Raw genomic sequence first — 25,770 nt, 5'->3', positions numbered from 1 at the left:
ATGACGGGGGCAGACATGCGCAAGTGGCTAGTCATCCTGGGGATAGCGGCAACGGCCTTCACCGGGGTCACCGGACCCGCCGGCATCACCGCCGACGGACCGGTCCCGGACCCGCCTCGCCTGTGCGAGACGAACCCGAAGATCGACTGCGACATCCCGTGGACCATCTGACGGAAGGACGCGGCAGCCGCTGACCGGCGTGCGGCTCTGGAGCAGTCGCCACAGCGCGACACGGGGACCAGAGCCGGTGCCACGCCGTACCAGCGGCTGCCACACCCGGCGCGCGGGGGACGCGCCCGGGGTGGCGGTGACGCGGGGCCGGACCTCCGGCCCGGCCGCCACGCAACAGGGGGTGAGCTTGCTGGCGACAGCGGGCACGGTGGGGCACGTAAAGCTCCGCTTTCCACCGCGCCGGCCAGCGGGCACGCCGGGGCACGTAGAGCTCCGCCCCCACTCCACCGGCCAGCGGCCACGCCGGCCGGTGGAGTGGGGCGCTCGGAAGAAGCGCCCGCAGGAGACTCCGGGGGCAGCGGGGCAGGCGGGCGGCGAGTGCCCAGGGGGAGTCACAGGGGGGCGGCGGCCACCGGGGCGCGGGGCGAGTGCCGTGCCGAGGAGGCGTCGCAGGGGTGCGGCGGGCACCAGGGCGGGGTGAGTGCCGAGGGCGCGTCGTAGGGGTGCGGCGGGCACCGGAGGCGAGCGCCCGCGCGTGCGCCGTAGGGGGCGTGGAGGGTCGCTGGGCAGCGGTGGGTGCCGAGGGGGCGTCGCAGGGGGGCGGCGGCACCGGGGGTGAGTGCCCGAGGGGGCGTCGCGAGGGTGGGCGCGGTGGGGCACACGTGGGCGGGGCCGCACGCCGCCTGGGGATGGGGAGCCGGGTCGGGGACAGCGGGGCTCCGGTGGGCAAGTGAGGTCCGGGGGTGCGTGAGTCTGGGCGTGTGGACCGGGTGTATGGGGGTGGGGGTGCGCAGGCCAGGGCGTGGGGCCAGGGCGTGTGGGCCGGGTGTGTGGGGATGCGCGGGCCGGGGCGTGTGGGCCGGGGCGTGTGGGGTCTGATGTGCGTGGTCAGTGGCTGCGGGACAAGGCTGCGGCGGCTTTGGCGCGTAAGGGCTCGGCGTGGATCTCGGCGAACAGCGCCTGTGCCCGTTCCAGCTCCAGCGTCGCGCCGGGGCGGCCGCTCTCCAGCAGGAGCGTGCCCAGGGCCAGGCGGGCGCGGCCCTGGATGAGCCGGTCGCCGACCTCGGCGGCGACGTCGAGGGCCTCGCGCAACGTGCGCTCGGCGTCCGCCGCCCGCCCCAGCTTCAGGTGCGCCTCTCCGAGCCCCTGCAGCACGTACGCCTCCCCGATGCGGTCATGCGCCTCACGGACGATCCTCCTGGCCTTCTCGTACGCCTCCAGCGCCGGCTCGGAACGGCCACGGCGCAGCGACAACTCCGCCAGCCGCATCAGCGCCTGAGCCTCGCCCCGCCGCACGCCCTCCTGGGTGTAGAAGGTCAGCGCCTCCCTGAGCAGCGGATCGGCCTCGTCCAGCCGCCCGCATTCGCCGTGGATGAGGGCCATGTTCGACAGCACGTACGCCTCCGCCGCCCGGTCGCCGACGGCGCGCAGCAGGCGCCGGGCCTCGGTGTAGCGGTGCAGGGCGCCGTCGAGGTCACCGGCGGCCCGGTCCAGCAGCGCGGCGTTGCGCAGGGCCAGCGCCCGGCCGTGGTCTTCGCCGATCTTCTCGAAGATGGCCAGCGCCGAGCCGACCAGGGGAGCGGCGTCGTCGTAACGCTGCTGGAAGATGGCCAGCGAGCTGAGCGAGAACAGCATCGCGCCCTCCCCACGGGCGTTGCCCGCGGCGCGGCAGGCGGCGAGCGCGGTCTCGGAGACGGCCCGCCAGTCGTCGAAGTAGCCGTAGGTCTCGAACAGCGTCACCGCCGTCATGGCCAGGCTCCAGGCCAGCTCGGCCAGCCCGTGGTCGGCCGTCTGCCGCACGGCGCGGATCAGCACCGGCAGCTCGGAGTCGAGCCAGGCGAGCGGCTCGTCCCCGAACAGTCGTGACCCGTCGATCGGCGGCAGGTCCACCAGGCCGCGCAGCACGGTGAAGTGGCCGCTGTAGTGGCGCCGGTGCGCCTGCTCCACCAGGGCGAGCAGGGTCGCGCCCGCATGTTCGAGCACCGCGGTGCGGATCTCCCGGGGGTCCTCCGCGAACGCGTGTTCGGCGGCGAACATCCTGACCAGGTCGTGCCACACGTAGTGGTCGCCCCGCCGCCGCAGCAGCGCCGCGTCCACCAGCTCCTGGAACGCCCGTTCCAGCACTGCCGCGGCACCGGACGGTGAGGGCGACGGCGGGGTGAGGGTGCCCGAGATCACGGGATCGTCGCCCACGTCCCGCCTCGGGCTGTCCGTCCGTGCCGGTTCGGCCAGGGTGGTGGATGGGGAGTGGATGGGGCGGGGGAAGGCCGAGTGGGGTGCTGTGGTCAGCTCACGGTGGAGGGATCGGGTGGCCGGGGTGGAGATGAGGGCGTGGGCCAGCCAGGTGCTGATCTGCTGGCCGCTGATGAGGCCGAGGCGGCGGAACAGGGCCTGGGCCTGGGGCGAGAGGGCGCGGTAGCCGACGTCGAGGACGGCCTTGACGTCCAGGTCGCCGATCGTCATGACGAGGTCCTGGACGGCGGAGTGCGGCCAGGTGCCCAGGCTCGTGCCGGCGATCCGGAGGGCGAGAGGGTGGCCGCCGCACTGCTCGACCAGCAGGCGGATCGCCTCCGGGTCGGCTGCCGAGCCGCCGCCGATGTCCTGGGTGAGGAGCTCGGCCGCGTCCGGGCCGTCGAGCAGGCCCAGCCGGATCACCTGGCGCTCGGGCAGGCCGACGAGGGTGCGGCGGCTGGTCACCAGGACGGCGCAGGACGCGCCGCCGGGCAGGAGCGGCTCGGTCTGCTGCATCGACTCGGCGTCGTCGAGCAGGACGAGCACCCGGCGTTCGGCCACCGTCGAGCGGAACAGGGCTGAGCGCTCCTCCAGGGTGCGGGGGACGGCGGGCAGGCCCAGGGCGCGCAGGAAGCGGGCCAGCGCGTCCTGTGGCCGCAACGCGCCGGACTGGAGGTCCACGTAGAGCTGGCCGTCGGGGTAGGCGTCGGCGAGCCGGTGGGCCGCGTGCAGGGCGAGCTCCGACTTGCCGACCCCGGCCTTGCCCAGCACCGCTACCACGGGCAGCGTCGTCCCGTGCCGCTCGGTCAGCAGCTCCTCGATCCGGGCCAGCTCCGCTTCCCGGCCCGACAACCGCGACAGCACCGGAGGAAGCTGGCGCGGCACCGGCCTCGGCACCGATGCCGGTCGTGAGGCCTGCCCGGGCGCCGGGGTCGGCCGGGACGCCGGCCTGGGCGATGGGGCGGCCGCCGTTGCCGCCCCGGCTGCGTCTGAGGCCGGTCCCGCCGATGGTCCCGCCGCCGCTCCCCGGCCGGGCGCTGCCGGGAAGGAGGCGCTGGGAGCGCCCCGCTCTTGAGAGGCGGGGCCGCCCCGCTCGCTCTGGGAGGCGGGAGCGCCCCGCTCCCATTGGGCGGCGGGGCTTCGGCCGCCCTGCTCCTGGGAGGAGGACACGCGGCCGCCTCGCTCCTGGGAGGAGACGGGGCCGCTCCGGGTGGATGCGGGGCCGCCTCGCCCCCTGTGGGAGGACACGGGGCCGCCCCCAGGGCTCCGGGTGGAGGATGCGGGACCGCCATGCTCCCCCGAGGAGGAGGAGCCGCCGCCGGGGCTCTGGGTGGAGGAGGCGGGGCCGTCTTCGGATGTCTGGGAGGAGAACGGGCCGCCGTGCGGTCTTGCGGAGGAGGGGGCGAGGGACGGATCGTCCGGGGCGGTGGGCCGGCCACGGGGATGGTGGCCGTTCAGGGGGCGGCCGGCCGGCTCCTGGGGTGGGGTGTCGGTGCGGGGGGTCGGAGGGGTGGGGGAGGCGTGGTTGAGGATGGCGTGCTCGATGCGGCGTAGCTCCTCGCCCGGTTCGAGGCCGAGGGTGTCGAGCAGGTAGGTGCGGTAGGAGCGGAACACCTCCAGGGCCTCGGCCTGGCGGCCCGCGCCGTAGAGGGCGAGCATGAGGTGGCCGTGGGGGCGTTCGCGCAGCGGCTGGGCCTGGGTGACGGCGCGGAGCTCCTCGATCAGCCGCAGGTGGTGGCCGAGCTCCAGCTCCAGCTCGACGCAGCGCTCGAAGGCGAGCAGGCGGCGCTCCTCCAGGCCGTGGGCGATGCTGCGCACCAGGTCGCTGTCGACGTCGGCCAGGGCGGGGGCGCGCCAGAGGGTGAGCGCCTCCCGCAGGGTGCGGGCGGCCTGGTCGCGGGGTTGCGACTGGGCCTGGGTGATGAGGTGTTCGAAGACGGTCAGGTCCAGGTCGGCGGGGGCGACGCGGATGAGGTAGCCCGACGGCTTGGTGATCACGGTCTGGTAGGGCTGAGCGGTGTCGCCGAGGGTGCGGCGGAGCTGGGAGATCCGGATCTGCACCTGGTTGCGCGGGGTGCCGGGTGGGCACTCGCCCCAGATGGCCTCCACGAGCCGGCTGATCGGCACCACCTGGTTGGCCTCAAGGAGCAGCATCGCGAGCACGATGCGCTGCCTGCCCCCGCCGAGCTCAAGCTCTCCCGCGTCGCCCAGGACTTGCAGCGGTCCGAGAATCCTGAATCTCACGGGTCGGATCATGCCCTGGTGCTTTTGCACCAGGATTGTGGACGGGTTGCATTGGCGCAATTTCGTAATATTGCGCCGTTTGCGAGGCTTGCCCAGGAGGGTCGTCAGCACGTCGTGCCCTGGGAGGGGAGCCGCCCGTCGGTGAGGTAGCGGTCGATGTGGTCGCGGGCACAGGCGTTGGCGCCGTAGAGGGTGTGGCCGGGACCGTCGTGGGCGATCGTGACGCTGCCCGGCACCTGGGCGAGGATGCGCGAGACGGCGTCGGACTCGCCCCACGCGCCGGCGCCCAGCAGCGGCGGAAGGCCCTTGGGGAGCGGGGCGGGCGGGTTGGTGACCGGGGCGGGCCAGCCGATGCAGGCCAGCGACCCGGCGGCGAGGGTGTTGGCGGCGCCTGCGGTGGGGGCGGCGCGGCGCACGCGGGTGACGGTGGCGTCGAGCTCCGCGCGGGAGGCGGGGCGCGGCCAGTCGGTGCACTCGGTCACGCCGGTGCTCTGGTCGGGATAGCGGGCGCCGCGCTCGGGGAGGAAGCCGGAGGCGTCACCGGCGTGGGCCCGGCGGACGGCCTTGGCCAGGGCGGGCCAGCCCGGCTCGCCCTGCCGGGCCCGGCCGATCGCGAAGGAGCGCAGGTCACGGCCGGTGTAGGCGACGCCGGCCGCGGCCCGGACCGGGGTGCGGTCGGCCCGCCTGACGAGGGAACGGAACTTGCCGGGGACGTCGCGGCAGTCGCCGGAGGCGGCGCACCAGGTGAAGAAGCGCCGCAGGTGCCGCTCGTTGTCGGCGGCCATGGCCGCCACCTCGGCGCCCCAGTCGGCAGTGCTGTGGTTGAGGGTGCCGTCGAGGACCATCGTGCGGACCTGGCCGGGGAACAGGCGGGCGTAGGCCTGGCCGTAGATGCCGGAATAGGAGGCGCCGTAGTAGTTGAGCCGGTCGCCGCCGAGCGCCTTGCGGATCGCCTCCATGTCGCGGGCGTGGTCGGCGGAGCTCATGTGGGCGAACAGCTCGGGGTCGTTGTGGCGGCACACCTCGGCCGCCCCGCGGTTGGTGTCGGACAGGCGGCCGAAGCCGGCGTCGTCACGCGGGAACTCGGGGATCGGCAGGCGGGTCCAGGTGCAGTCGAGGCCGGTGGCGAGGCCGCCGAACTGGCGGCCGTAGCCGCGGGTGTCCCAGGTGACGAGGTCCATGCGGGCGCGGAGCTTCGTCCACCACGAGGACAGGCTCTGCGTCAGGCCGATGCCGGGACCGCCGGGGCCGCCGTAGGAGATCAGGACCGAGCCCTCGGACCTGCCGGTGGCCTTGAGGCGGCCCAGTTTGAGCGTGATGCGGCGGCCGTCGGGCTTGCTCCAGTCGACGGGCACCTGGAGGTCGGCGCACTCCATGCCGATCTTGTCGCCGGGGCACGGGCTCCAAGCGAGCGAGGGGGCGGGGGACTGTTGCGGGGTGGGCAGGATTAGGGCCAGCGCCAGCAGGAGGGGCTTGAACATGACGTTCACGATCGCGGACGCGACGCCCCCCGCACATCGGACCACGGTCTGGTTCTGGCGGGTGCCGAATCAGACCGTGGTCTGTCAGACCTGGGTCACAGGTGCAGCGCCTTCTTCAGGAAGTCGACCTGGAGCAGCATCATGTTCTTGGCCACGACCTCCTGCGGCGTCATGTGCGTGACGCCCGACAGCGGCAGCACGCTGTGCTGGCGCCCGGCCGCGAGCAGCGCCGACGACAGGCGCAGCGTGTGGGCCGCGACCACGTTGTCGTCGGCCAGGCCGTGGATGAGCAGCAACGGCCGTTCGAGCTTCGCCGCGTCACCGAAGAGCGAGGACTTGTCGTACACGTCCGGCTGCTCCGCCGGGTCCCCCAGGTAACGCTCGGTGTAGCAGGTGTCGTACAGCCGCCAGTCGGTCACCGGCGCGCCCGCCACGGCGGCGTGGAACACGTCGGGCCTGCGCAGCACCGCCAGCGCCGCCAGGAACCCGCCGAACGACCAGCCCCGGATCGCCACCTTCGTCAGGTCGAGGTCGTCGGGATACTGCTCGGCCACGCCCTGGAGGGCGTCGATCTGGTCGTCGAGCGCGGGCGTGGCCAGGTCGTTCAGCACCGCCCGCTCGAACGCCGGACCGCGGCCCGGCGTGCCCCGCCCGTCGGCCACCACCACGGCGAACCCCTGCTCGGCGAACCACTGGCTCTCCAGGTAGCCGCCGCGCCGGTTGAGGACGCGCTGCGCGTGCGGACCCCCGTACGGATCCATGAGGACGGGCAGCGCCCGCGAGCCGGGCTCGTGCCACGAGGGCAGCACCACGGCGGTGGACAGCTCGCGGCGGCCGGAACGGCCGAGCGAGACGCGCAGGTCGAGGCCGGGACGCTCGGCGTGGGAGGGGATCGGGATCGCCACGCCGTCGCGCCGGACGACGGTGGTGGCCACGCCCTCGGTGTCGAGGCTCTGCTCCGACAGCACGCCGACGCCGCCCGCCATCCGGCCGGAGAACACGCCGGAGCGGGTGGAGACGGGCAGCAGCGAGTGGCCGTCCCAGGTCCAGAGCTGGATCTCGGTGGGGTCGCCGCTCGCGCTGAACAGCACGCTGTCGTGGTCGACGTCGAGCACGGCGCGCACCTGGAGCGTGGGCGGGGTGACGGCGCGGTCGCCGACGAACAGCCGGTGACCCCCGTCGGCGGACGCGACCCAGACCAGCGTGCCGTCGTCGAGGTGGGCGGGCACGCCGGTGACGATGTCGACCCAGGCCGGGTCGGTGTCCTCGCGCACCAGCGTGGACGCGCCGGTCGCGGGGTCGACGGAGAGCAGGCGCATGGTCTTCTGGTCGCGCGACAGCGTCACGATCGACAGCGCGTGGGAGTCCCAGGAGGCGGTGGTCAGGTATTCGTGCTCGAACGGCACAGCGACCCGGGAGCCGTCGAGGCCCAGGACGAACAGCTCGGTGACGGCGTTGGGCGTGCCCGCGGCGGGGTAACGCTGGACGGTCGCGGGCCGGTCGGGGTTGGCCGGGTCGGCGATGTACCAGGTCCGGACCGGCGCGTCGTCGGCCCGCTCGACCAGGAGGGCGTCGCTCGACGGCGACCACCAGTGGCCGCGCATCCGGTCCATCTCCTCGGCGGCGACGAACTCGGCCAGGCCGTAGGTGACGGTCGGCGACTCGGGCGTCGCCAGGACGCGGTCGGCGCCGGACGTCAGGTCGTGCACGTGGAAGGCGCCGCCGGTGACGTACGCGACATGCCGCCCGTCGGGCGAGATGCGGGGATCGATCACCAGACCGGGCGTGTCGAGCCTGCGCGTGCTCCCGTCGGCCAGCTCGGTCACGTACAGCCCGCCGGCCAGCGCGAACGCCGCCCTGGTCACCGCGGAGTCGGTCGAGTAGGCGACGACGCCGCCGGCCTGCTCGCGGCTGCGCTCGCGCCGGGCGCGCTCCTCGGCAGGCAGGTCGCCCTCGTCGGCGTCGAGCGTGCGCGGATCGACCACCAGCCGCTCGACGTGCGTCTCGGTGTCGAGCTCCCACAGGCAGGTCACCGGGTCGGTGCCGGACCTGGTCCGCAGGAACACGACCCTGCCGCCGTCAGGGGAGATCGTGAAGCCCCTGGGCACTCCGAGGGTGAAGCGGCGGGTCCTGGCGGCCAGGCGCGGGAAGCTCTCACTCATGGGCCCAATCCTGCCAGCAACCAGGCGCCCGTTACGCTTCGGACCATGATGGACCGACGTCTGCTGCTGGTGCACGCACACCCCGACGACGAGTCGATCGGCACCGGCGCGACCATGGCGCGCTACGCCGCCGAAGGCGCCCACGTCACGCTCGTGACCTGCACGCTGGGGGAGGAGGGCGAGGTCATCCCGGAGGAGCTCGCGCACCTGGCCGCCGACCGCGACGACGCGCTCGGGCCGCACCGCATCGGCGAGCTGGCGGCCGCCTGCGCCGCGCTCGGCGTCGAGGACCACCGCTTCCTCGGCGGGGCGGGCCGCTGGCGCGACTCCGGCATGATGGGCGTGGCCTCCAACGACCGCCCCACCGCGTTCTGGCAGGCCGACCTGGACGAGGCCGCCGGCGCGCTGGTCGAGGTGATCCGCGAGGTCAGGCCGCAGGTGCTGGTCACGTACGACGAGAACGGCCATTACGGGCATCCCGACCACATCCAGGCGCACCGGGTGTCGCGGCGGGCGTGGGAGCTGGCCGCCGACCCGGCGTTCGGCGCGGGCGAGCCGTGGCGGATCGCCAAGCTCTACTACACGGCCAGCGCCAGGTCCGTGATGCGCCGGAGCAACGAGGCGCTGCGGGAGGCCGGGTCCGGGTTCATCGTCGAGGACGTGGACGAGATGCCGTTCGGCAGCCCCGACGACGTGATCACCACCGAGATCGACGCGCGCCCCTGGATCGGCCACAAGGCCGCCGCCATGCGCGCCCACGCCACGCAGATCACGGTCAGGGAGCCGTGGTACGCGCTGTCCAACGACATCGGCCAGGAAGTGCTCGGCGTGGAGCACTTCGTGCTGGCCGAGGGCGTACGCGGACCCGCCGTGGCAGGCCCGCCGATCGAGGCCGGAGGGCTCGGCGAGCCGCATGTCCGCGAGAACGATCTGTTCGCCGGCATCCACTAACCTCTCGATATGGAGCAACGCAGCCAGGCCGAGTCGGCGCTGGGCGGAGCCGCCTACGGGATGCTCTTCGTCCTGGGCGTCGTCATGGGCGTGGTGGGCGGCTTCACCCATGCCCACGACGGCGTGCGCCAGCCTGTCACGGCGATCGCCTGGCTGGTCATCCTGTTCGGCCTCAGCCTGGGGGCGGGCAGGCTGATGGGGACCCGCCTGGGCTCCGCGGTGACCTCGGCGGGGTGGCTGCTGGTATCGATGGCGTTCTCGTTCAAGCTGGGCGCGGGCGATCTGGTCATCTCGGGAAACACGCCCGGGTACGTGTACCTCTACGGGGGGATCGCGGCCGTGGTCGCGGCGTTCCTGCTGTCGCCCTCATCAGGGGGTTCGTGGTTGATGCACGGCCACCCGGAGAGCAGCCGGTCGTAGCGGCATAAAGTAACCTTCGTGCACCATGCGTCCATAGAGCGGCACGGAGATCGGCAAACGTACCGGAAAGTCGTCGGGCGTTTCGCCACCGGTGTGACGGTCGTCACGACCCGGCTCGGAGACGTCGACTACGCGATGACCGTCAACTCCTTCACGTCCGTGTCGCTGGAGCCGCTGCTGGTGCTCTTCTGCGCCGAGAAGGTCGCGCGCTTCCACGACGCGGTGCTGGAGGCGGGGGTGTGGGCGGTCTCGGTGCTGCCGGCCTCCATGGAGGACGCCTCGCGCTTCTTCGCCCATCGCGGACGGCCGTTGAACGGGCAGCTCGCCCGGTGGGGGCACCACCGGGGGGAGACGGGGGTCGCGCTGTTCGACGCGGCGCTGGCGACGGTGGAGTGCCGGACCGACGCGGTGCACCCGGGCGGCGACCATTCGATCATCGTGGGGGCGGTGACAGCGCTGGGGATGCCGGGTGAGGGCGAGGCGCTCACGTACCACGAGGGGCGCTACAAGAAGCTCTGACGGCCCCACCGGCCCCCTGGATCGGGAGCCGGTGGGACGCCGCGTCACTGGACCGGGGGCTCAGGGACGGTCGGCTCGCCCGTGGGGGACACGGTCGGGGAGACGGTCGGTGGCGGCGGCTCGGTCGGGGTGTGACAGTCCGGCCCCGGGTCCGTCGGAAGGGTGGGCGGGGGTCCGGTCGGGGTCGGGGTCGGCAGAGGGCCGGTCGGGACGTCGGTCGGGACGTCCGTCGGATCAGGCGGAGGCGGCACGTCGGTGGGCTGGTCCGTCGGCGGGATCAGCGTGGATGTGGGCGTGGGAGTGATCGTCGGGGGCGGGGTGGAGGTCACCGTGGGCGGCATCGGGCCCGTCACCGTCGCCGTCGGAGTGACGGGCGGCACCGGGACCGGCTGACAGGTGATCGTCACCGTGGGGCCTGGCTCCGTGACGGTGACGGTCGGCCCCGGCTCGGTGACCGTGACGGTGACGGTGGCCGTCTCCGTGACCGTCTCCGTGGGGGCCTCCGGGGGCGGCGCCGACGCGGTGACGGTGGCCGTGGGCGTGGCCGTGACGGTCCTGGTGGGCCACGGCAGCGGCTTGACCTTGATCTTCGGCTTGCCGCGCAGCTTGTACGCGCCCTTGCCCACCTTCTTCTGGACCTGGCCCGCGCCGGTGGTCACGGCGAGCTCGGCCGTGGTGGTCCGGCACGACTTGCCCTTGCAGGCGCGCTGCTTGACGCTGAACCTGGCGGCGCCGCCGTACTTGATGGAGACGTCCAGGTACGAGACGCCCTTCTTCTTGACGATCTTCGTCTTGGCGGTGTAGCGCCCGACCTCGGGTTTCGGGGTGGCGGTGCTGGGGAGCAACGCCAGTCGCGCGCCGGGAGGGGTTTCGATGAGGCGTAGGGGATCGGTGGTCGACGTCTGGGTGATCGCGATTCCGCCCGCACCGGCCAGTGCCGCGGTGCCCAGCAGAGCGCCCAGGATGGCTAATCTCATAATCCTGCTCTTGTGGGAGATTTCAGGACGCAGGCCATTATCCCGACCTGTCAAGATTGGTCAAGACTGAGACGTATGGACAGGCGCTATCGGTTCCGGCGCGTGGTGAACTATGTCAATCTCACCACGCCGCTCGGCCTGCTGATCGCCGCCGCGGGCGGGGCGCGCCGGCAGGCCGGCCCCGACGGGCTCGTGTTCGCGTACGGCTACCGCTACCGGTTCCCCGTCGCGGGCGCGTTCACGGTCGGGAACGTGGTGCTGACCAGGCGCGACGCGCTCAGCGACCGGCTGGTGCGACACGAGGGCAGGCACGCCACCCAGTGGGCGTGGTGCGCGGGGCTGCCCATGCTGCCGCTCTACCTGCTGGCCATGCTGGTCTCGCTGGCCGTCTGCGGCGACCAGGCGTCCTACAACCCGTTCGAACGCCTGGCCGACCTCGACGACGGCGGCTACCCGCGCAACGCCGCGCGCTGGCGCAGGCGGGCGTAGCCGCGTCAGGGAGTCAGCTTGAGCGTGTGCGCCGCCGCCTTCTTGACCGACTCCGGCTTCGAGCGCATCGGCAGCAGCTCGCCCCTGGCCCAGACGGCGGCCTGGTCCCAGTAGTTGTCGTGGAAGGCGTGCCCCGAGGCCCCGGTGAGGTTGATCCACTGCGACTTGTCCAGGTCGGACAGGTCGAGGACCATCCGCATCGACGGTACCGAGGTGATCGCGTAGTCCTCCAGGACGTTCCAGCCGGTGGCGTTGACCGCGTCCTTGTTGCCCGCGACCGCCAGCGGCCCCCGGTTGAACAGGGACTCGATCGGGCCGATCCCGGACGTGCCGAGCGTCTGGTGGGTGAGCGTGAGCCGGTGCAGGTCGCCCCAGCGCCACGCCTTGACGTCGTCGCCGAGCAGCTCGGTGAGCTCCCGGTAGGCGGAGGCGAGCGCCTGACGCAGGATGTCGTCGCGCTCCTCGACGCGCTCCTCGGTGGTGACGTCGTCCCAGAACGGGTCGCCGGGGGAGTTCAGCAGTTGCCCGACCACCTCGTACCAGCGGTCGCCGCCGCTCGGCCTGGCCGCCTCCGGCAGCTCGTCGTGGAAGGTCAGCCTGAGCAGGTGCCGCCAGACCGCGTTGAAGTACGCCGCCGGGGCCGAGTCGAGCCCCTGGGAGCCGTCCCAGCCGTCGAGGAGCTGCCTGGCCTGGGCGCTCGGCCCCGCCAGGCTCACCTCCATCAGCGCCGGGACGAGCGTCGCGGCCAGCCCGTTGTGGTCGTCCTGCTGGATGCGCGACATGGCGGCGGCGTCCAGCTTGCCCTTGCCGATCTCCTCCTTGAGCCGGTCGAGGATGCGCTGGGAGCGGAACCCGTACGACCAGTCCTTGGTCAGCAGCGGCGCGTAGCGGGAGGGGTCGATGACGGCGTTGTTGGCGGTGACGATGTAGCCCTCGGCGGGGTTGCGCACCGACGGGAGCTGGTCGTACGGGATCGGCGCGGTCTTCCAGTCGTACTCGCCGGTCCAGCCGGGCACGGGCACGGTGCCGTCGCCGTTCTCGCGCACGGGGATGCGGCCGGGGGCCTGGTAGCCGATGGTGCCGCTGGTGTCGGCGTAGACCAGGTTCTGCGCCGGGACGTCGAACAGCGCGGCCGCCGCCCGGAACTCGTTCCAGTCGCCCGCCTCGTTCAGCGCGAAGATCGCGTCGGCGGTCCTGCCGGGGGTCAGCGCCGTCCACGACAGGGCGACGGCGTTGGCCTCGCCGCTCGGCTTGACGGCGCCCATCACCTCGTTGACCAGCGGCCCGTGCCGGGTGGCGCGCACGGTGATGGTCACCGGCCGCCCGCCCGCGACCTCGATCTTCTCCTGCCGCACCTCCAGCGGGACCCGCTCGCCCCGGTAGAGGTAGGTGTCGCCGTCGACCTTCTCCAGGAACAGGTCGGCCACGTCCGGCCCCAGGTTGGTGAACCCCCAGGCGATCTTGTCCGTGTGCCCGATGACCACGCCGGGGACGCCGGAGAAGGAGAACCCGGTCACGTCGTAGGAGCACGCGTCGCTGAGCTCGCGGCAGTGCAGCCCGGTCTGGTACCAGACGGAGGGCATCTGGGCCGACAGGTGCGGGTCGTTGGCCAGCAGCGGCTTGCCGCTGACGGTGTGGTCGCCGGAGACGACCCACGAGTTCGAGCCGATCCCGTCGCGCTCGGCGGTGCTCATCGTGCTCGGCACCGCCTTCAGCGCCTGCGCGGCCTGGGCGAGCACTCGCGCGCCGGTGCGCTCCTCGCGCGGCGGCCGGGGGTCGGCCCGCTGGTCGTAGACCTCCTTGACGACCGCGCCCACGGTGACGATCGGGTCGTGCCTGTCGTACGGGTAGCCGGGGTAGAGTTGCTCGACCCGCTCGGGCGGCAGCTTGGTGAGGGCGAGCGCGCGGTCGATCTCGTCCTCGAGGTTGGAGCGCAGGTCCCACGCCATGGCCTTGAGCCAGGAGACGGAGTCGAGCGGCGTCCACGGCTCGGGGGTGTAGCCGCCGTTCTGGACCTTCAGGACGGAGTATTCGAGGCTGCGGTCGGAGGCGTTGGGGTTGGCCGCGAGCCAGGCGTTCACGCCCTTGGCGTAGGCGTCGAGGTAGCGCTTGGTGCGCTCGGTGAGCTCGGCCAGCTCCTGCTCGGCGACCCGGCGCCAGCCCATGGTCCTGATGGCCTTGTCGTTGTCGAGCGTCGCCGTGCCGAACAGCTCGGACAGCCGCCCGGCGGTCACGTGCCGCCGGAAGTCCATCTCCCAGAACCGGTCCTGCGCGTGCACGAAGCCCTGGGCCATGAACAGGTCCTCGGAGGTGCCGGCGTAGATGTGCGGGATTCCGTTTTTATCGCGATAAATCTCTACATTTCCGGTTAACCCCGGCAACCGGAGCGTGCCTTCCAACTGCGGGAACGACTGGCGTACCGTGTGGACGAGCACCCCCGCCAGCACCAGCGCCAGTGCCAGCAGAACGGTCAAGATCCGCGCGGACCAGCGCAGTGGCCACGGCATCCACGCGTACGGCCTGAACCTCACGAATACCTCCATCCATCCCGCGCTGGACTAAGTCTGGCAGCCCCCGCTCACTCCTTCCGCCGCCCGTCACGGGGGGTTTCCGAGCCTGTACCGCGTGACATGACGCAACCCCGATGCAACCCACGATCTGCGTATCGTGCGCATGGCGCGTACCGTCCACCACCGCATCAGGACGGCGCCACGCGGGCGGACGGTCCCTGCCATGCCGTCCGCCCGACCTCTCGATAGGTGCTGTTTCCGCGCAGCGATCAGCCGCCCCGCCGCACTGCGTACGGCGGGGCGGCTGGGCAGGGGACCGGGCGGGTCAGGCGGCCGGGCTCAGCCCCAGCTCTGGCCGTCCGGGGTGTCCGACACCCTGACCCCCAGCTCGGCCAGCTCGTCGCGCAGCCGGTCGGCCGCCGCCCAGTCGCGCGCCTCGCGCGCCCGCGAGCGCTGCTCCAGCAGCTCGGCCGCGCCTCCGGGCAGCGCCGCCGGGCCCCTGCCGATCTGCGTCGACAGGTCCAGCGCCAGCACCTGGTCCAGGTGCAGGAACGACTCGAACTTGGCCCCGGGAGCCACCTCGGGGTCGCGCTCCAGCTCGCGCATCAGCCGCAGCGCCGACGGCGTGTCGAGGTCGTCGTCGAAGGCCGCCTCGACCCGCTGCACGTGGTGCGCGGCCATGGGCGAGCTGGGCGACTCCGACCATTCGGCCACCCGGGTCCGCCAGCGGCGCAGCGTGCGGTCGGCGGCCCGCAGGGTGTCCCAGGTGAGGTTCATCTGCTGGCGGTAGCGGTGCTCCAGGAACGCCAGCCGCACCGCCAGCGGGTCGAGCCCCGCCTCGGTCACGTCGGACAGCAGCACCACGTTGCCGCTCGACTTGGCCATCTTGCGCCCGTCGAACAGCAGGTGCTCGCCGTGCACCCAGTGCTTGACCACCTCGTGCCCGGTCGCCGCGCCGGACTGGGCGCGCTCGTCCTCGTGATGCGGGAAGCGCAGGTCGATGCCGCCGGTGTGGAGGTCGACGCGCTCGCCGAGGAACCGCAGCGACATGGCCGAGCACTCCAGGTGCCAGCCCGGGAACCCGGCCCCCCAGGGCGCCTCCCACGACAGGTCGCCCTCGGCGGGCTTCCACAGCGCCCAGTCGGCGTGGAAGCGCTTGCGCGGGTCGACGGCCTCGATGCGGTGGGCGGGCTGCAGATCCTCCAGCCGGTTGCCCGAGATTTCCCCGTAGGAGGGGAAGGTCCGTACGTCGAAGAACACCGATCCGTCCGGGACCGTGTACGCGTGTCCCCGCTCGATCAGCTTGGCCACCAGCTCGACCATCAGCTCGATCGTCTCGGAGGCGCGCGGCGTGTGCTCCGGCGGGCGCAGGTTGAGCGCCAGCGTGTCGCGGCGGAACTCCTCCTCGTACGCGCGCGCCAGCTCGGCGGGGGAGCGCCCCTCGGCCCGCGCCTGCATGCGGACCTTGTCCTCACCGGTGTCGGCGGCGCTGTCGTCCGTCACGTGGCCGACGTCGGTGATGTTCTGGCAGACGACCATGCGCACCCGCTGCCGCTCCAGCACCCGCCTGATCAGGTCGGACAGCAGGTAGGAGCGCAGGTTGCCGACGTGGGCCGACCGGTAGACGGTCGGCCCGCAGGTGTACATGCGCAGGGCGCGGGATCGCTCGATCTCCTCGACCTGTCTGGCACGCGTGTCGTAGATCCGCAGCATTCCCCGATGCTAGCCGCCCAGGTAGCCGAGGATGTCGCGGTCGCCGCGCTCCCGCAGCCTGGCGAGCACCTCCTCGCGTGTCGCCGTCTCCGGCAGGCCGATGCGCGCGCCGATCAGGCGCAGCCCCTCGGCCTCGGAGCTGACGGGCGCGGTGTAGCCGATCAGGTAGAGGGCCCGGTTCAGCGGCGGCATCGCGGTGGCCGCCGCCGGCAGGTGACGGGTCAGCAGCTCGCCGCCGTCGGAGACGGTCAGGAAGACGTGGTCGCCCTCGCTCGCCTTGAAGTCGGCTAGCACGTTGCGGATCGACCCCATCGTCGGCTGGTTGTGCCAGCTGATCACCACGTCGCCGGTCGCCGTGGACGCGGTGAGCTGCCCGCCGGGCGCCATCCCCAGGTAGGCGGCGAACCCGGTCGGCAGCGGCGACCCCGAGCCGCGCAGGTGCTCGGCGTTCACGTCCACCCGGTGCCACCAGCGGCCGTCGCGGCTGCGGAAGCTGCGCCGCGTCTCGGAGACGTCCTTGCGCGGCTGGTACGGCTCCGACTCCCCGGTGGGCGAGGTGCCGGCGACGCGGATCCAGCCGCGCTGGGTCCGCTCGAACCCCGGCCCGCCCGAGTAGGCGCGCACCGAGCTCTCGCTGACGTCGTAGCGGGAGGTGAGGTTGGTGACGATCGTGCTGACCGACGCCTCGCCGCCGGCCCGCTCGATCTCCCGGGCGATCATCTCCCGGATGCCCAGGTACTCGTCGCCGCCCCAGCGGGTCAGGCCGTACTTGTTCCTGTCGACGCGGCGGAAGCGCTCGTCGGCGGTGAGCTGGTTGCGGATGCCGACCAGGCTGTAGTCCTCGCCGATGCGCTCCTGGATCTCCTCCGGCGTCAGCGGGCGCCCGGCCACGGCCAGCACCGCCTCGGCCTTCTCGTTGATGCTGCGCGGCCACGGCACCACGTGCTGGTCGAGCACGCGCAGTTGCGGCACGGCGAGGATCCAGCGCTCGGCCACGTCCTCGCGGACGCCGAGCTGGGTGACCATGGCCACGGCCTCGCCCAGCGGGTGCGGGCCGTCGGCGAACAGCTGCCTGGTCTTCTCGCGCAGCTCGTCGGCGCCGCCCGCGACCAGCCATCCGTCGGCCTGCTCGTAGCCGGTCAGCAGCGTGCGCACGAACCGCCAGGCGGGGATGCCCAGCGTGCGCAGGTCGCCGCGGTGCCACGGCACGGCGGCGGCCAGGTCGTCGGCGGGCACGGCCGAGCCGAGCCTGCCGCGCAGCCAGGCGACGTGGGCGACCAGCGCGGCGGCGTCCGGCCCGGCCAGCCAGGCTTCGACGTGGTCGCGCAGGTCGCGTTCGATCTGCCGGATCCGCTCCCTGGTGACTGAGAAGCGCTGTGCCAGCTCGTCCAGCGTGGCCCGGTCGGCCGCGTACAGCCGGTCGCGCGCGATCGCCCGCTGGCGGTCGTCCAGCGCGCCGAACAGGGCGTCGATCAGCTCGGGCAGCGGCTTGTCCTGGCGGACCGGCACGGGCGCGACGGCGGCGGGTTCGAGCAGCCGGTCGAAGACGCCCCCGTACAGCTTCTGCACCACGTCCTTGCCGAGCATCTCCGGGGTCCGCTCGGCCTCGGCCGGGTCGGAGAAGCGCAGCAGGGGAAGGATGTCGCCCAGGAGCAGGTGTCCCCAGAAGGCCACGGACAGGTCGGCGAGCCGGGACGCGACGGCCTGCGTGCCGACGATGGCGCACACGCGGTCGAGCGGGATCGCCTGCCACCACGCCTCGGGCAGCTGGGGCTCTTCCGCGATCGGCGCGATCTGGCCAGGGGAGGTCCAGCGCAGGGGTGGCGCGAGGTCACTCAGGCTGAGGTTCATTGGGGTCCAACCGGCAAAGGGAAGATATCCGCAGTTCAGACTATGTGATCAGAAGGACAGAAAGGGGCTACCTCTTCCGGAATGGGATATGTAGAGCAATGATCGGGCACGCGTGCACGCGACGAACAGCATGCTCCGCTCCCGCTGCAACGCCCTGGCCCGGGCCCCCGGATCGTCGGGCGGCCGCTCGGGGACGACGCCCTCGGCCACCCCGATCAGCGCCACCCGGTCGAACTCCAGGCCCTTCAGATGCGCGAACGCCGACACCCGCACCGGCACGTCCCGCAACGCCCGCCGGGCCGCGCGCACCTGCTCCGGGCCGCGCGCGCCCACGGCGATCCGGTCCGCCGGCACGCCGTCATCCAGCCAGGCAGCGATCACGCTCTCCAATCCGGACAGCTCCGCCTCGGGCGACTCGAAGGCCCGCACCACCGGCCGCGCACCGAAGTGCGAGCCGCGGAAACCGTACATCGCCGACATGCCCTTGACCAGCCCATCGGCCGGACCGCCGCCACGCACCCGCACCGCGAACGCCAGCGTCTCGCGCGAGAGCCGGTGCGACAGCCGAAGCTCGTGCGACTCGGCCGGGATGCCCACCGCGCCCAGCGCCACCCGCGTGTCGGTCACCCGCTGGTGCGGGTCCCCGACGACGAACAGGTCGTCGTGCGCGCGCGGCGCCGCCGCGCGCAGCAGCCGCCACTGCGCCGGGCTCACGTCCTGCCCCTCGTCCACCACGATGTGACGGTACGGTTTGCGCCCCGGCTCCAGCTCGTCGAGCACGTCGCCCGTCGTCCTGGCCAGCAGCCGCAGCGCCTCCTCGGTCAGCTCGGCCATGCTCCGCGCCTCCGGCCCGACCAGCGCCGGACGCCGCCCCTCCGCCAGGCCCACGATGCGCATCGCCAGCCGTTCCGGATTGTCCACGTCGATCCGCTTGCGCAACGCCACGTCCCGCACGAGCAGGTCCAGCCGCGTCGCCAGGTCCTCCGCCAGCCCCTGCGAGAACGTCACCAGCAGCACCGGCCCGCGCCCGTGCGCCGCCAGATGCGCCGCCCGGTGCAGCGCCACCACCGTCTTGCCGGTGCCCGCCCCGCCCACCACCAGCACCGGACGCTCGTAACGCGCCGCCCTGGCCAGCCGGTGCTGCGGCGGATGCACGTACGTGCACCACTCCGGCGCCGTCAGCACCTGGTCCAGCTCCGACTTGTCCGACGCGAACGCCGCCCGGTCCGGGCTGCGCAGCAGCGCCGCGTGCAGATCCTCCGGATCGACCGGCTCCTCCGGCTCCGCCAGCGCGCGGCAGCCGTCCAGCTCCCGCCACGCCTCCGTCAGCGTGCCGCCCCTGGCCAGCACCGCCAGCGGCAGATACTGCGTCGGCGGAAGCAGCGGCTCCAGCGCCTCCAGGTCCGCCTCGGTCGTCACGAGCCGCACCAGAGGCAGCGCCCGCGCGTCGATGCCCAGCGCCAGCAGATCACCGTCACAGATCCGCTCGAACAGCCGCGAAGCCCCCGCCGACCGGCGTAACGCCGGCTCCACCCGCTCCAGCGCCTGCGCGTCCCACTCCTCGACCACGCCGATCACCGGGTTGACGCCGTAACGATGCCGCTGCGCGAACGACCAGGCATCCGCGTCCGGCAGCACCGTGCGCAGCCAGTAGACGTCCCGCTGCCGCACCACCACCCCGCGCAGCCCCTCGGCCAGCCGCAGCGTCGCCACCCGCGCGTCCCGGCCGCCCCGCACCCGCTCGGGATGCGGCGCGCCCGCCACGTTCAGCAGGAACCGCCGCAACGCGACCACGGCGTCCCTGCGCACCGGCTGGGCCAGTGCGCTGAGCTCCCTGGGGGACTCAGGGCCGATCGCGAGCCGCGGCACGGCTCAGTCCAGAAGGCCGAGCAGGTCGCGGTCCCCGCGCTCACGGAGCCTGGTGAGCAGCTCGGGCAGCCCCACCGGGCCGGTCATCCCGATCCGCGTCGCGATCACCCGGGCCGCCTGCTCCCGCGTGCCGCCCGGAGCCGTGTAACCGACCAGGCGCAACGCCTTGGTGATCTTCTCGGCGCCCTGCGCGGCCACCGGCAGGTGCCGGGCACGCAGCACGCCCTCGTCCGACAGCGTCAGGAACAGGTGGCCGCCCTCCTTGGCGCCCACGTCCACCAGCAGCCGCTCGATCGACTCCAGCACCGGCCTGCCGTGCCAGGTCATCGTCAGCTCACCCGCCGCGCTCCTGACCGTCCTGCTCTCACCCGGCGACAGCCCCAGATAGGAGGCGAACCCGGTCGGCAACGCGCACTCGCCTCCGGCGAGCTGCTCGGCCGTCACGTCGATCCGCAGCCACCAGCGTCCGTCCGGCTGGCGGAAACAGCGGCGGGTCTGCGACACGTCCTTCAACGGCTGGTACGGCTTGCCGTGCTCGCCCGAGTTCCCGTTGCCGTCCGCCGGCACCGGGACGGCCGGGGCGAACGCCTGGAACTGCGACGGCACCGGATCCGGCGGCACGAACCCCGGCGGCAGCGCCCCCAACGGCCCGAGAGACCCGAGCGGCGTCGGCGGCTGCAACGGCGCCGGGGCCGGCTTCGGCGTGAACGCCGACGGGGCCGGGGGCGCCGGAGGCGCCTGAGGGACGGGCGGCGCCGGCGGTCCGGGTGGCGGAGCCGGCGGGCGCGGCGGCAGCGTCGCCAGCACGAACTGCCACGCGGGCACCTCCAGCGCGCGGATCTCCACCCCGTGCCAGTCGGCCGCGTCGATCAGCCGCTCCTTCGGCGCCGCCGGGCCGATCGTCCTGCGCAGCTCGTCCAGATGCGCCCGGTACGGGGCAGCCTCCTCGCTGGCCAGCCAACTGTCCAGCTTCGCCCAGAGCCGCTCCTCCGTGGCGGAGATCTCCGCCGGCGGCACCGCGAACAGCTTCGCCAGCTGGTCCACGGCCGACGGCTGGTCGGTGAACACCCGGTTCTGCGCGACGGCCCAGCTCTTGTCGTCCAGCCCGGCGAACGCCGCCTCGATCAGCTCAGGCAGCTCACCCGCCTGCGCCGACCCTTCCCCGGCGTAGTCCTGGCGGCCCTCCTCCTCGGCCCGCTCACCCCAGCCGGCCTGCGCAGCGAGGGCTCCAGCGGGCTCCTCGGCCGCGTCCTCGCGCTCCTCGGCGGCGGCGTGCTCGCGCTCGTCGTCGTCGGCGGCGTCCTCACGCTCCCCAGCGGCGGCGTCGTCCTCACGGTCCTCGGCGTGGGCCGCGTCCTCGTGCTCCTCCGAGAGGGCCGCGTCTCCGGCCTCTACGGCGGGGGCGGCGTCCTGGCGTTCGTCCTCTTCGGAACGGTCACCCTCGGCGGCGGGTTGCGGGGCGTCCTGGGGCGCGCCGTCCGCGGCGAAAAGCGCGGCCGCGCGCTCCTCGACGGGAGCCGCGTCCTCCTGCTCCTCGGCGTCGGCGGCGGCGTCCTCACGCTCCTCGGGGGAGGCGGCGTCTGCGCGCTCCTCCTCCCCATCGGGACGCCCGCCCTCGGGGGCGGGTTGCGGGGCGTCCTGGGGCGCGCTGTCTGCCGCGAGAGGCGCGGCTACGGCCTCCACAGCGGGCGCCTCGGCGGCGGCGCCCTCGGGCTCGTCGTCCTCGGGACGTTCGCTCGCAACGGCGGGGAGGGGCGTGGCGGGGAGTTCGCGCTCGTCGTCGAGGGTGACCGCGCCGGACCCGGAGCCGGCCCAGGAACCGGCGCCCGGGGCGAGCCGGTGGAGTGCAGCCGAGAAGAGGGTGCCGAGCACGGGCCGGGCCTGGATGAACGGCTGGTCGGCCAGTTCGCGCCCGGTGAGCGCCAGCAGCCCCGGCCACGACCCCGCGCGGTCGAGCGCGATCGCGACGTGTGGTTCGTCCGCCTCGTCGGGGTCGAGCACGTGCAGCGCGGGCAGGATGTCGCCCACGGCGGCGGCGGGCCAGTGCTCCAGGGCGATCTCGGTGAGGAGTTCGCCGAGCGATTCCGGTCCGATGGCGGCGAGCACCCGGGGCATGGGCAGGCTGCGCCACCAGGCGTCCGGCAGGTCCGGCTGCCCGGTGAGCAGCGTGATCGTGGACGAGTCGCTCCACCTCAACGGTGGTACGAGGTCGCTCAGGCAGAAGTTCATCCCGTTCCGTTCACCAGCCCCTCACGCCGCCGTCTTGTAGCGGTGCCATCGTCGTCGCCCACGGAACAGACCATAGTCCGGCAAAACAGCCCTACGCATCATGCACTACGCATCAGCGTCGAACGGCGGCAAACCGTAGGCGCACGTAGTCGGCCATCCAGCCGCTCTCCCTGCGAAGGGCGGGCGCGGCGAGCTCGTTCACCCGCTGGAGCAGGGGTTCCACGAGGTCCTGGGGCAGCCCGTCGAGCGCCGAGGCGGCGAACATGCGCACCCAGTCGGCGGCCCCGCGCGGGCACTCGTCGAGCGGGGTGGGCCGGTCGAAGTACTCCAGCAGCCGCACGACGAAGCCTTCCTGCTCCAGGCGGCGGGCGTACTCGGCGGGGGTGGGGAAGTACCACGGCAGTTCGGGCTCGCGCAGGCCGTGCTCGCGCCAGGCGGTGAGCATCGCGGCGGTGAGCTCGGCGCAGTTGCCGGAGCCGCCCATCTCGGCGACGAAGCGCCCGCCGGGGGTGAGGGCTTCGCGCACGCTGGCGATGACGGCGGAGGGCTCGCGGCTCATCCAGTGGAGCGCGGCGTTGGAGAAGACGGCGTCGTACGGCCTGGCCACGGTGAAGTCGTGGCCGTCGCCGACGATGAAGTTCATGCCGGGATACTGCGCGATGGCCTTCTCGATCATGGCGGCGGAGCCGTCGATGCCGAGCACCTCGGCGCCGCGGAAGGCGATCTGCGCGGTCAGCACCCCGGTGCCGCAGCCGAGGTCGAGAACCCGTTCGCCCGGTCGGGGGTCGAGCAGGTCCACGAGCGGCGCGCCCTGCGTGGACACGTAGCCGAAGCTGCTGTCGTAGGCGCGACTGTTCCACCGCTCCACGCTCGGTGTGTCGTATCGCAAGCCGATCAGCTCTCATTCGTCAGACATCGGGCCCCCGTGGCCGTGCTGTCCGTTCACTTTAGAGCCAATTGTCGCTACGACATATCAGGTCACTTCAGGCTCATCCCACGCTGCGCGCCCACTCCTTCCTCAGGTACGCCTTGGCGGCGTCCGTCTGCGGGATCGTCAGCAGCACGGGCGGCCCGGGGGCGACCGGCAGCTTGGCCGCCTGCTCGGTGTCGAGCGTGCCCTTCATCAGCATGGCCTCGCCGCGCGCCGGCCTGGCGTACCCCTTCTGGAACAGGTTCTGGCCCTCGTCGGAGAAGAGGAACTCCTGCCACAGCCGGGCGGTGGCCGGGTGCGGGGCGTCCTTGTTGATCGCCTGTACGTGGTAGGCGCCCAGTTCGGCGCCGCGCGGGATCGTCACCTTCCAGGAGGTGGCGTCCTGGGCGGCGCGGGCGGCGTTGAGGTGGTCCCAGTCGACGATCACGTTCGCGTGGGCCGGGTCGGTGAGCTGCCCGGCCTGCTTGAGCCTGCCGAACAGGTCGACGGCGCGCTTGGGCTGCGGCATGCCGCCCTGCAGCGACGCGGCCATCACGCCCTTGAAGGCCGCGGCCGAGCGCAGCGGGTCGCCGTCGAGCGCCACCTTGTAGCCGGGCTTGAGCAGGTCGCTGAAGGACGCGGGGGCGGGCACGGCACGCGGGTCGTACCCGAGCGACATGTAGCCCCCGTAGGCGGCGTACCAGGCGCCGCGCGGGTCCTTCACGTGGTCGGGCAGGTCGAGCCAGCCCTGCACCTTGTACGGCGCGAACCGGTGCGCGTTGGCCACGGCCACGTCCATCGTCAGGTCGAACACGTCGGGCTTGAGCTGTGCGGCGGCGTCCAGCGAGCGCTTGCTGTTGGCCCCGGGCTCCAGTTCCTTGACCTCGATGCCGTACTTGTCGGCGAACGTGTCGATGATCTCGCCGTAGTTGACCCAGTCGCGGGGCAGCGCGATCACGTGCAGCGTGCCCTCCTGCTTGGCGGCCTGGGCCAGGCGCTCCATGCTGGTGAAGCCCTCCTTCATGGAGGCGGCCCTGGCGTTGACCGGCGGCCCCGTCGGGGCGGCTTCGTGGGTGGACGACGCGCCGCATCCGGCGCTGGCGAGGATGGCTGCTGCGGCGGCGCAGGTACGTACGGTCACAAGCTGAATACTTACGGTTACTTCCGCCCGGGTCGAGGAGGCGCGGCGGGAACGACGCGCCCGGCCACCAGCGTTTCCTCGGAAATCTCCACCAGGGTGCCGTCGCGCTTGCGGACGCGCAGCACGCCGCCCTCCCACGATTCGAGGATTCCCACGGCGTCGCGGAACCCTCCGGGCACCTTCCGGCGTGTGGTGATCCGTGCGCCGATGTCCGCGGCTGAGATAGTGATGACGAGGCGAGCGGCCACGAGTTTGCCACCCTCCGTTTCAGCCGGGGTCCGGGCACGGCAATACTAGGGCCTAGCAAACCGCGGTCAGAGTCATGCCATGGTGCGGAATGGTGCGGAGAAGAAGGAGCTCGAGGTGACCTACGTCATCGCGCAGCCTTGCGTGGACGTCCTGGACAAGGCGTGCATCGAGGAGTGCCCCGTCGATTGCATCTACGAGGGCGAGCGCATGCTTTACATCCACCCCGACGAGTGCGTGGACTGCGGCGCGTGTGAGCCTGTGTGCCCGGTCGAGGCGATTTTCTACGAGGACGACCTTCCCGAGCAGTGGAAGGACTTCTACAAGGCCAACGTCGACTTCTTCGAGGACCTGGGCTCGCCCGGCGGCGCCTCCAAGGTCGGCAAGATCGAGAAGGACCACCCGGTGGTGGCGGCCCTGCCGCCGCAGGCCGAGGGATAGCGGGCGCAGGCACGCCCGCGGGTGCTCTGCCCGCGGGTCGTTCCCGCATGTACGGCGCCCGACCAAGGAGAAACGTGAACAACCTGCCCGACTTTCCCTGGGACCGGCTGGAGCCGTACAAGGAACGCGCCCGTGCCCATCCCGACGGCATCGTCGACCTGTCGGTCGGCACGCCTGTCGATCCGGTGCCCGCACTCGTCCGTGACGCGCTCGCCGGGGCGGCGAACAGCCCCGGCTATCCCTTCACGCACGGCACGAAGGCGCTGCGCGAGGCGGCGGCCGGCTGGCTGCGCCGCAGGCACGGCGTCAGCGTGGGCGAGCAGGACGTGCTGCCCCTGATCGGCTCCAAGGAGTTCGTGGCCTGGCTGCCGACCTACCTGGGCGCCAGGCGGGTGGTCTTCCCCGAGCTGGCCTACCCCACCTACGACGTGGGCGCGCGGCTGGCCGGGGCCGAGGCGACGGCCGCCGACGGGCTGCTGAAGCTCGGGCCGGAGCGCGCCGACCTGGTCTGGGTCAACTCGCCCGGCAACCCCACCGGCAAGGTGCTGCCTGTCGAGCACCTGCGCAAGGTGGTGGCGTGGGCGCGCGAGCGCGGCGCGGTCGTGGCGTCCGACGAGTGCTACATCGAGCTGGGCTGGGAGGACCGGCCGGTCTCGATCCTGCACCCCGACGTCTGCGGCGGCTCGCACGAGGGGCTGCTGGCGGTGCACTCGCTGTCCAAGCGCTCCAACCTGGCCGGCTATCGCGCCGGGTTCGTGACGGGCGATCCCGTCCTGGTCAAGAGGCTGCTGGAGATCCGCAAGCACGCCGGCATGCTGATGCCCCAGCCGGTGCAGGCGGCGATGACGGTGGCGCTCGGCGACGACGCGCACGCCGACGCGCAGCGCGAGCTCTACGCGGCCCGGCGGGCGGCGCTGCGGCCCGCGCTGGAGGCGGCCGGATGGCGGATCGACCATTCGACGGCAGGGCTGTACTTCTGGGCCACTAACGGGCAGAACTCCTGGGACCAGGTAAGCAAGCTTTCCGAAATCGGCATATTGGTCGCGCCGGGCGAATTCTATGGATCAGCAGGTGAGCGGCACGTGCGCATCGCGCTCACGGCCACTGACGAACGGATCGGTGCGGCGGTGCGCCGCCTCCAGTAGGATCGCCCCGCAAGCGCCCCTTCCCGGGGGGTGACATCCGCGAGCACAAATAGATATCGGTCGTTTGCC

Annotated in this window: 19 protein-coding genes; 7 read left to right on the top strand and 12 right to left on the bottom strand. The window is 72.8% G+C overall.

The genetic code is table 11. The annotated features are described in order from the left end of the window. Positions 1 to 15: 15 nt before the first annotated feature. Positions 16 to 171 (top strand): hypothetical protein, encoded by a 156-nt coding sequence (locus tag AB0J53_RS25945; protein WP_219511524.1) that lies wholly within the window; start codon positions 16 to 18, stop codon positions 169 to 171. 888 nt (positions 172 to 1,059) lie between these two features. Here AB0J53_RS25945 and AB0J53_RS25940 read toward each other — a convergent pair. From AB0J53_RS25940 to AB0J53_RS25930, 3 genes are all read right to left on the bottom strand, one after another. After that, positions 1,060 to 4,647 carry a BTAD domain-containing putative transcriptional regulator gene (locus tag AB0J53_RS25940; RefSeq protein ID WP_364176699.1) on the bottom strand — a complete coding sequence of 1,196 codons (3,588 nt, stop codon included), beginning with the start codon at positions 4,645 to 4,647 and terminating at the stop codon, positions 1,060 to 1,062. Positions 4,648 to 4,751: 104 nt separating this feature from the next. Next, complete coding sequence (locus tag AB0J53_RS25935; protein ID WP_364176696.1) at positions 4,752 to 6,128, bottom strand: alpha/beta fold hydrolase; 1,377 nt, start codon at positions 6,126 to 6,128, stop codon at positions 4,752 to 4,754. Positions 6,129 to 6,223: 95 nt separating this feature from the next. Further along, positions 6,224 to 8,290 carry a prolyl oligopeptidase family serine peptidase gene (locus tag AB0J53_RS25930; protein WP_364176693.1) on the bottom strand — a complete coding sequence of 689 codons (2,067 nt, stop codon included), beginning with the start codon at positions 8,288 to 8,290 and terminating at the stop codon, positions 6,224 to 6,226. 45 nt (positions 8,291 to 8,335) lie between these two features. On the opposite strand from AB0J53_RS25930, the gene mshB reads away from it, so the two are divergent. Genes mshB through AB0J53_RS25915 form a run of 3 tightly spaced genes read left to right on the top strand, consistent with a single transcriptional unit; the run spans position 8,336 to position 10,180 of the window. Then, positions 8,336 to 9,241 carry an N-acetyl-1-D-myo-inositol-2-amino-2-deoxy-alpha-D-glucopyranoside deacetylase gene (gene mshB / locus AB0J53_RS25925; protein ID WP_357589932.1) on the top strand — a complete coding sequence of 302 codons (906 nt, stop codon included), beginning with the start codon at positions 8,336 to 8,338 and terminating at the stop codon, positions 9,239 to 9,241. 9 nt (positions 9,242 to 9,250) lie between these two features. Continuing rightward, positions 9,251 to 9,661: a DUF6113 family protein gene (locus AB0J53_RS25920; RefSeq protein WP_364176691.1), complete on the top strand. Its 411-nt coding sequence runs from the start codon at positions 9,251 to 9,253 to the stop codon at positions 9,659 to 9,661. 18 nt (positions 9,662 to 9,679) lie between these two features. After that, complete coding sequence (locus AB0J53_RS25915; protein WP_357589934.1) at positions 9,680 to 10,180, top strand: flavin reductase family protein; 501 nt, start codon at positions 9,680 to 9,682, stop codon at positions 10,178 to 10,180. Positions 10,181 to 10,224: 44 nt separating this feature from the next. Here AB0J53_RS25915 and AB0J53_RS25910 read toward each other — a convergent pair whose 3' ends face one another. Then, the gene (locus tag AB0J53_RS25910; RefSeq protein ID WP_364176689.1) at positions 10,225 to 11,157 is read right to left on the bottom strand and encodes a hypothetical protein; all 933 of its coding nucleotides are present in this window, start codon (positions 11,155 to 11,157) and stop codon (positions 10,225 to 10,227) included. Between the two features lie 75 nt (positions 11,158 to 11,232). Between AB0J53_RS25910 and AB0J53_RS25905 the strand changes: the two genes are divergently transcribed. After that, positions 11,233 to 11,646, top strand: coding sequence for a hypothetical protein (locus tag AB0J53_RS25905; RefSeq protein WP_364176686.1), 414 nt, complete (start codon positions 11,233 to 11,235; stop codon positions 11,644 to 11,646). A gap of 5 nt (positions 11,647 to 11,651) precedes the next feature. On the opposite strand, the gene AB0J53_RS25900 is transcribed toward AB0J53_RS25905, so the two are convergent. The 8 genes from AB0J53_RS25900 to AB0J53_RS25865 all read right to left on the bottom strand — a co-directional run bounded on the left by AB0J53_RS25900 (position 11,652) and on the right by AB0J53_RS25865 (position 24,117). Beyond that, positions 11,652 to 14,153 (bottom strand): penicillin acylase family protein, encoded by a 2,502-nt coding sequence (locus tag AB0J53_RS25900; protein ID WP_364177287.1) that lies wholly within the window; start codon positions 14,151 to 14,153, stop codon positions 11,652 to 11,654. 342 nt (positions 14,154 to 14,495) lie between these two features. Continuing rightward, on the bottom strand, positions 14,496 to 15,869 hold the full coding sequence (gene cysS, locus AB0J53_RS25895; RefSeq protein WP_364176683.1) for a cysteine--tRNA ligase: 1,374 nt from the start codon (positions 15,867 to 15,869) through the stop codon (positions 14,496 to 14,498). A gap of 9 nt (positions 15,870 to 15,878) precedes the next feature. After that, positions 15,879 to 17,720, bottom strand: coding sequence for a sigma factor-like helix-turn-helix DNA-binding protein (locus AB0J53_RS25890; protein WP_364176680.1), 1,842 nt, complete (start codon positions 17,718 to 17,720; stop codon positions 15,879 to 15,881). A 48-nt stretch (positions 17,721 to 17,768) separates the two neighbouring features. Continuing rightward, on the bottom strand, positions 17,769 to 19,589 hold the full coding sequence (locus AB0J53_RS25885; protein ID WP_364176677.1) for a UvrD-helicase domain-containing protein: 1,821 nt from the start codon (positions 19,587 to 19,589) through the stop codon (positions 17,769 to 17,771). Between the two features lie 3 nt (positions 19,590 to 19,592). Next, positions 19,593 to 21,785, bottom strand: coding sequence for a hypothetical protein (locus AB0J53_RS25880; protein WP_364176674.1), 2,193 nt, complete (start codon positions 21,783 to 21,785; stop codon positions 19,593 to 19,595). Between the two features lie 145 nt (positions 21,786 to 21,930). Next, complete coding sequence (locus tag AB0J53_RS25875) at positions 21,931 to 22,707, bottom strand: methyltransferase domain-containing protein (protein ID WP_364176671.1); 777 nt, start codon at positions 22,705 to 22,707, stop codon at positions 21,931 to 21,933. A gap of 100 nt (positions 22,708 to 22,807) precedes the next feature. Next, positions 22,808 to 23,869: an ABC transporter substrate-binding protein gene (locus AB0J53_RS25870; protein ID WP_364176668.1), complete on the bottom strand. Its 1,062-nt coding sequence runs from the start codon at positions 23,867 to 23,869 to the stop codon at positions 22,808 to 22,810. Positions 23,870 to 23,886: 17 nt separating this feature from the next. Beyond that, on the bottom strand, positions 23,887 to 24,117 hold the full coding sequence (locus AB0J53_RS25865; RefSeq protein ID WP_219504753.1) for a hypothetical protein: 231 nt from the start codon (positions 24,115 to 24,117) through the stop codon (positions 23,887 to 23,889). Positions 24,118 to 24,232: 115 nt separating this feature from the next. On the opposite strand from AB0J53_RS25865, the gene fdxA reads away from it, so the two are divergent. After that, positions 24,233 to 24,556, top strand: a complete 324-nt coding sequence (gene fdxA / locus AB0J53_RS25860; RefSeq protein WP_219504899.1) for a ferredoxin — start codon at positions 24,233 to 24,235, stop codon at positions 24,554 to 24,556. Positions 24,557 to 24,630: 74 nt separating this feature from the next. After that, positions 24,631 to 25,701: a succinyldiaminopimelate transaminase gene (dapC, locus tag AB0J53_RS25855; protein ID WP_219504755.1), complete on the top strand. Its 1,071-nt coding sequence runs from the start codon at positions 24,631 to 24,633 to the stop codon at positions 25,699 to 25,701. Positions 25,702 to 25,770: the final 69 nt, after the last annotated feature.

It is taken from the genome of Nonomuraea sp. NPDC049725, assembly GCF_040674795.1.
Taxonomy (GTDB): Bacteria; Actinomycetota; Actinomycetes; order Streptosporangiales; family Streptosporangiaceae; genus Nonomuraea; species Nonomuraea ceibae.
This window is presented reverse-complemented; position numbering and strand designations above follow the sequence as displayed.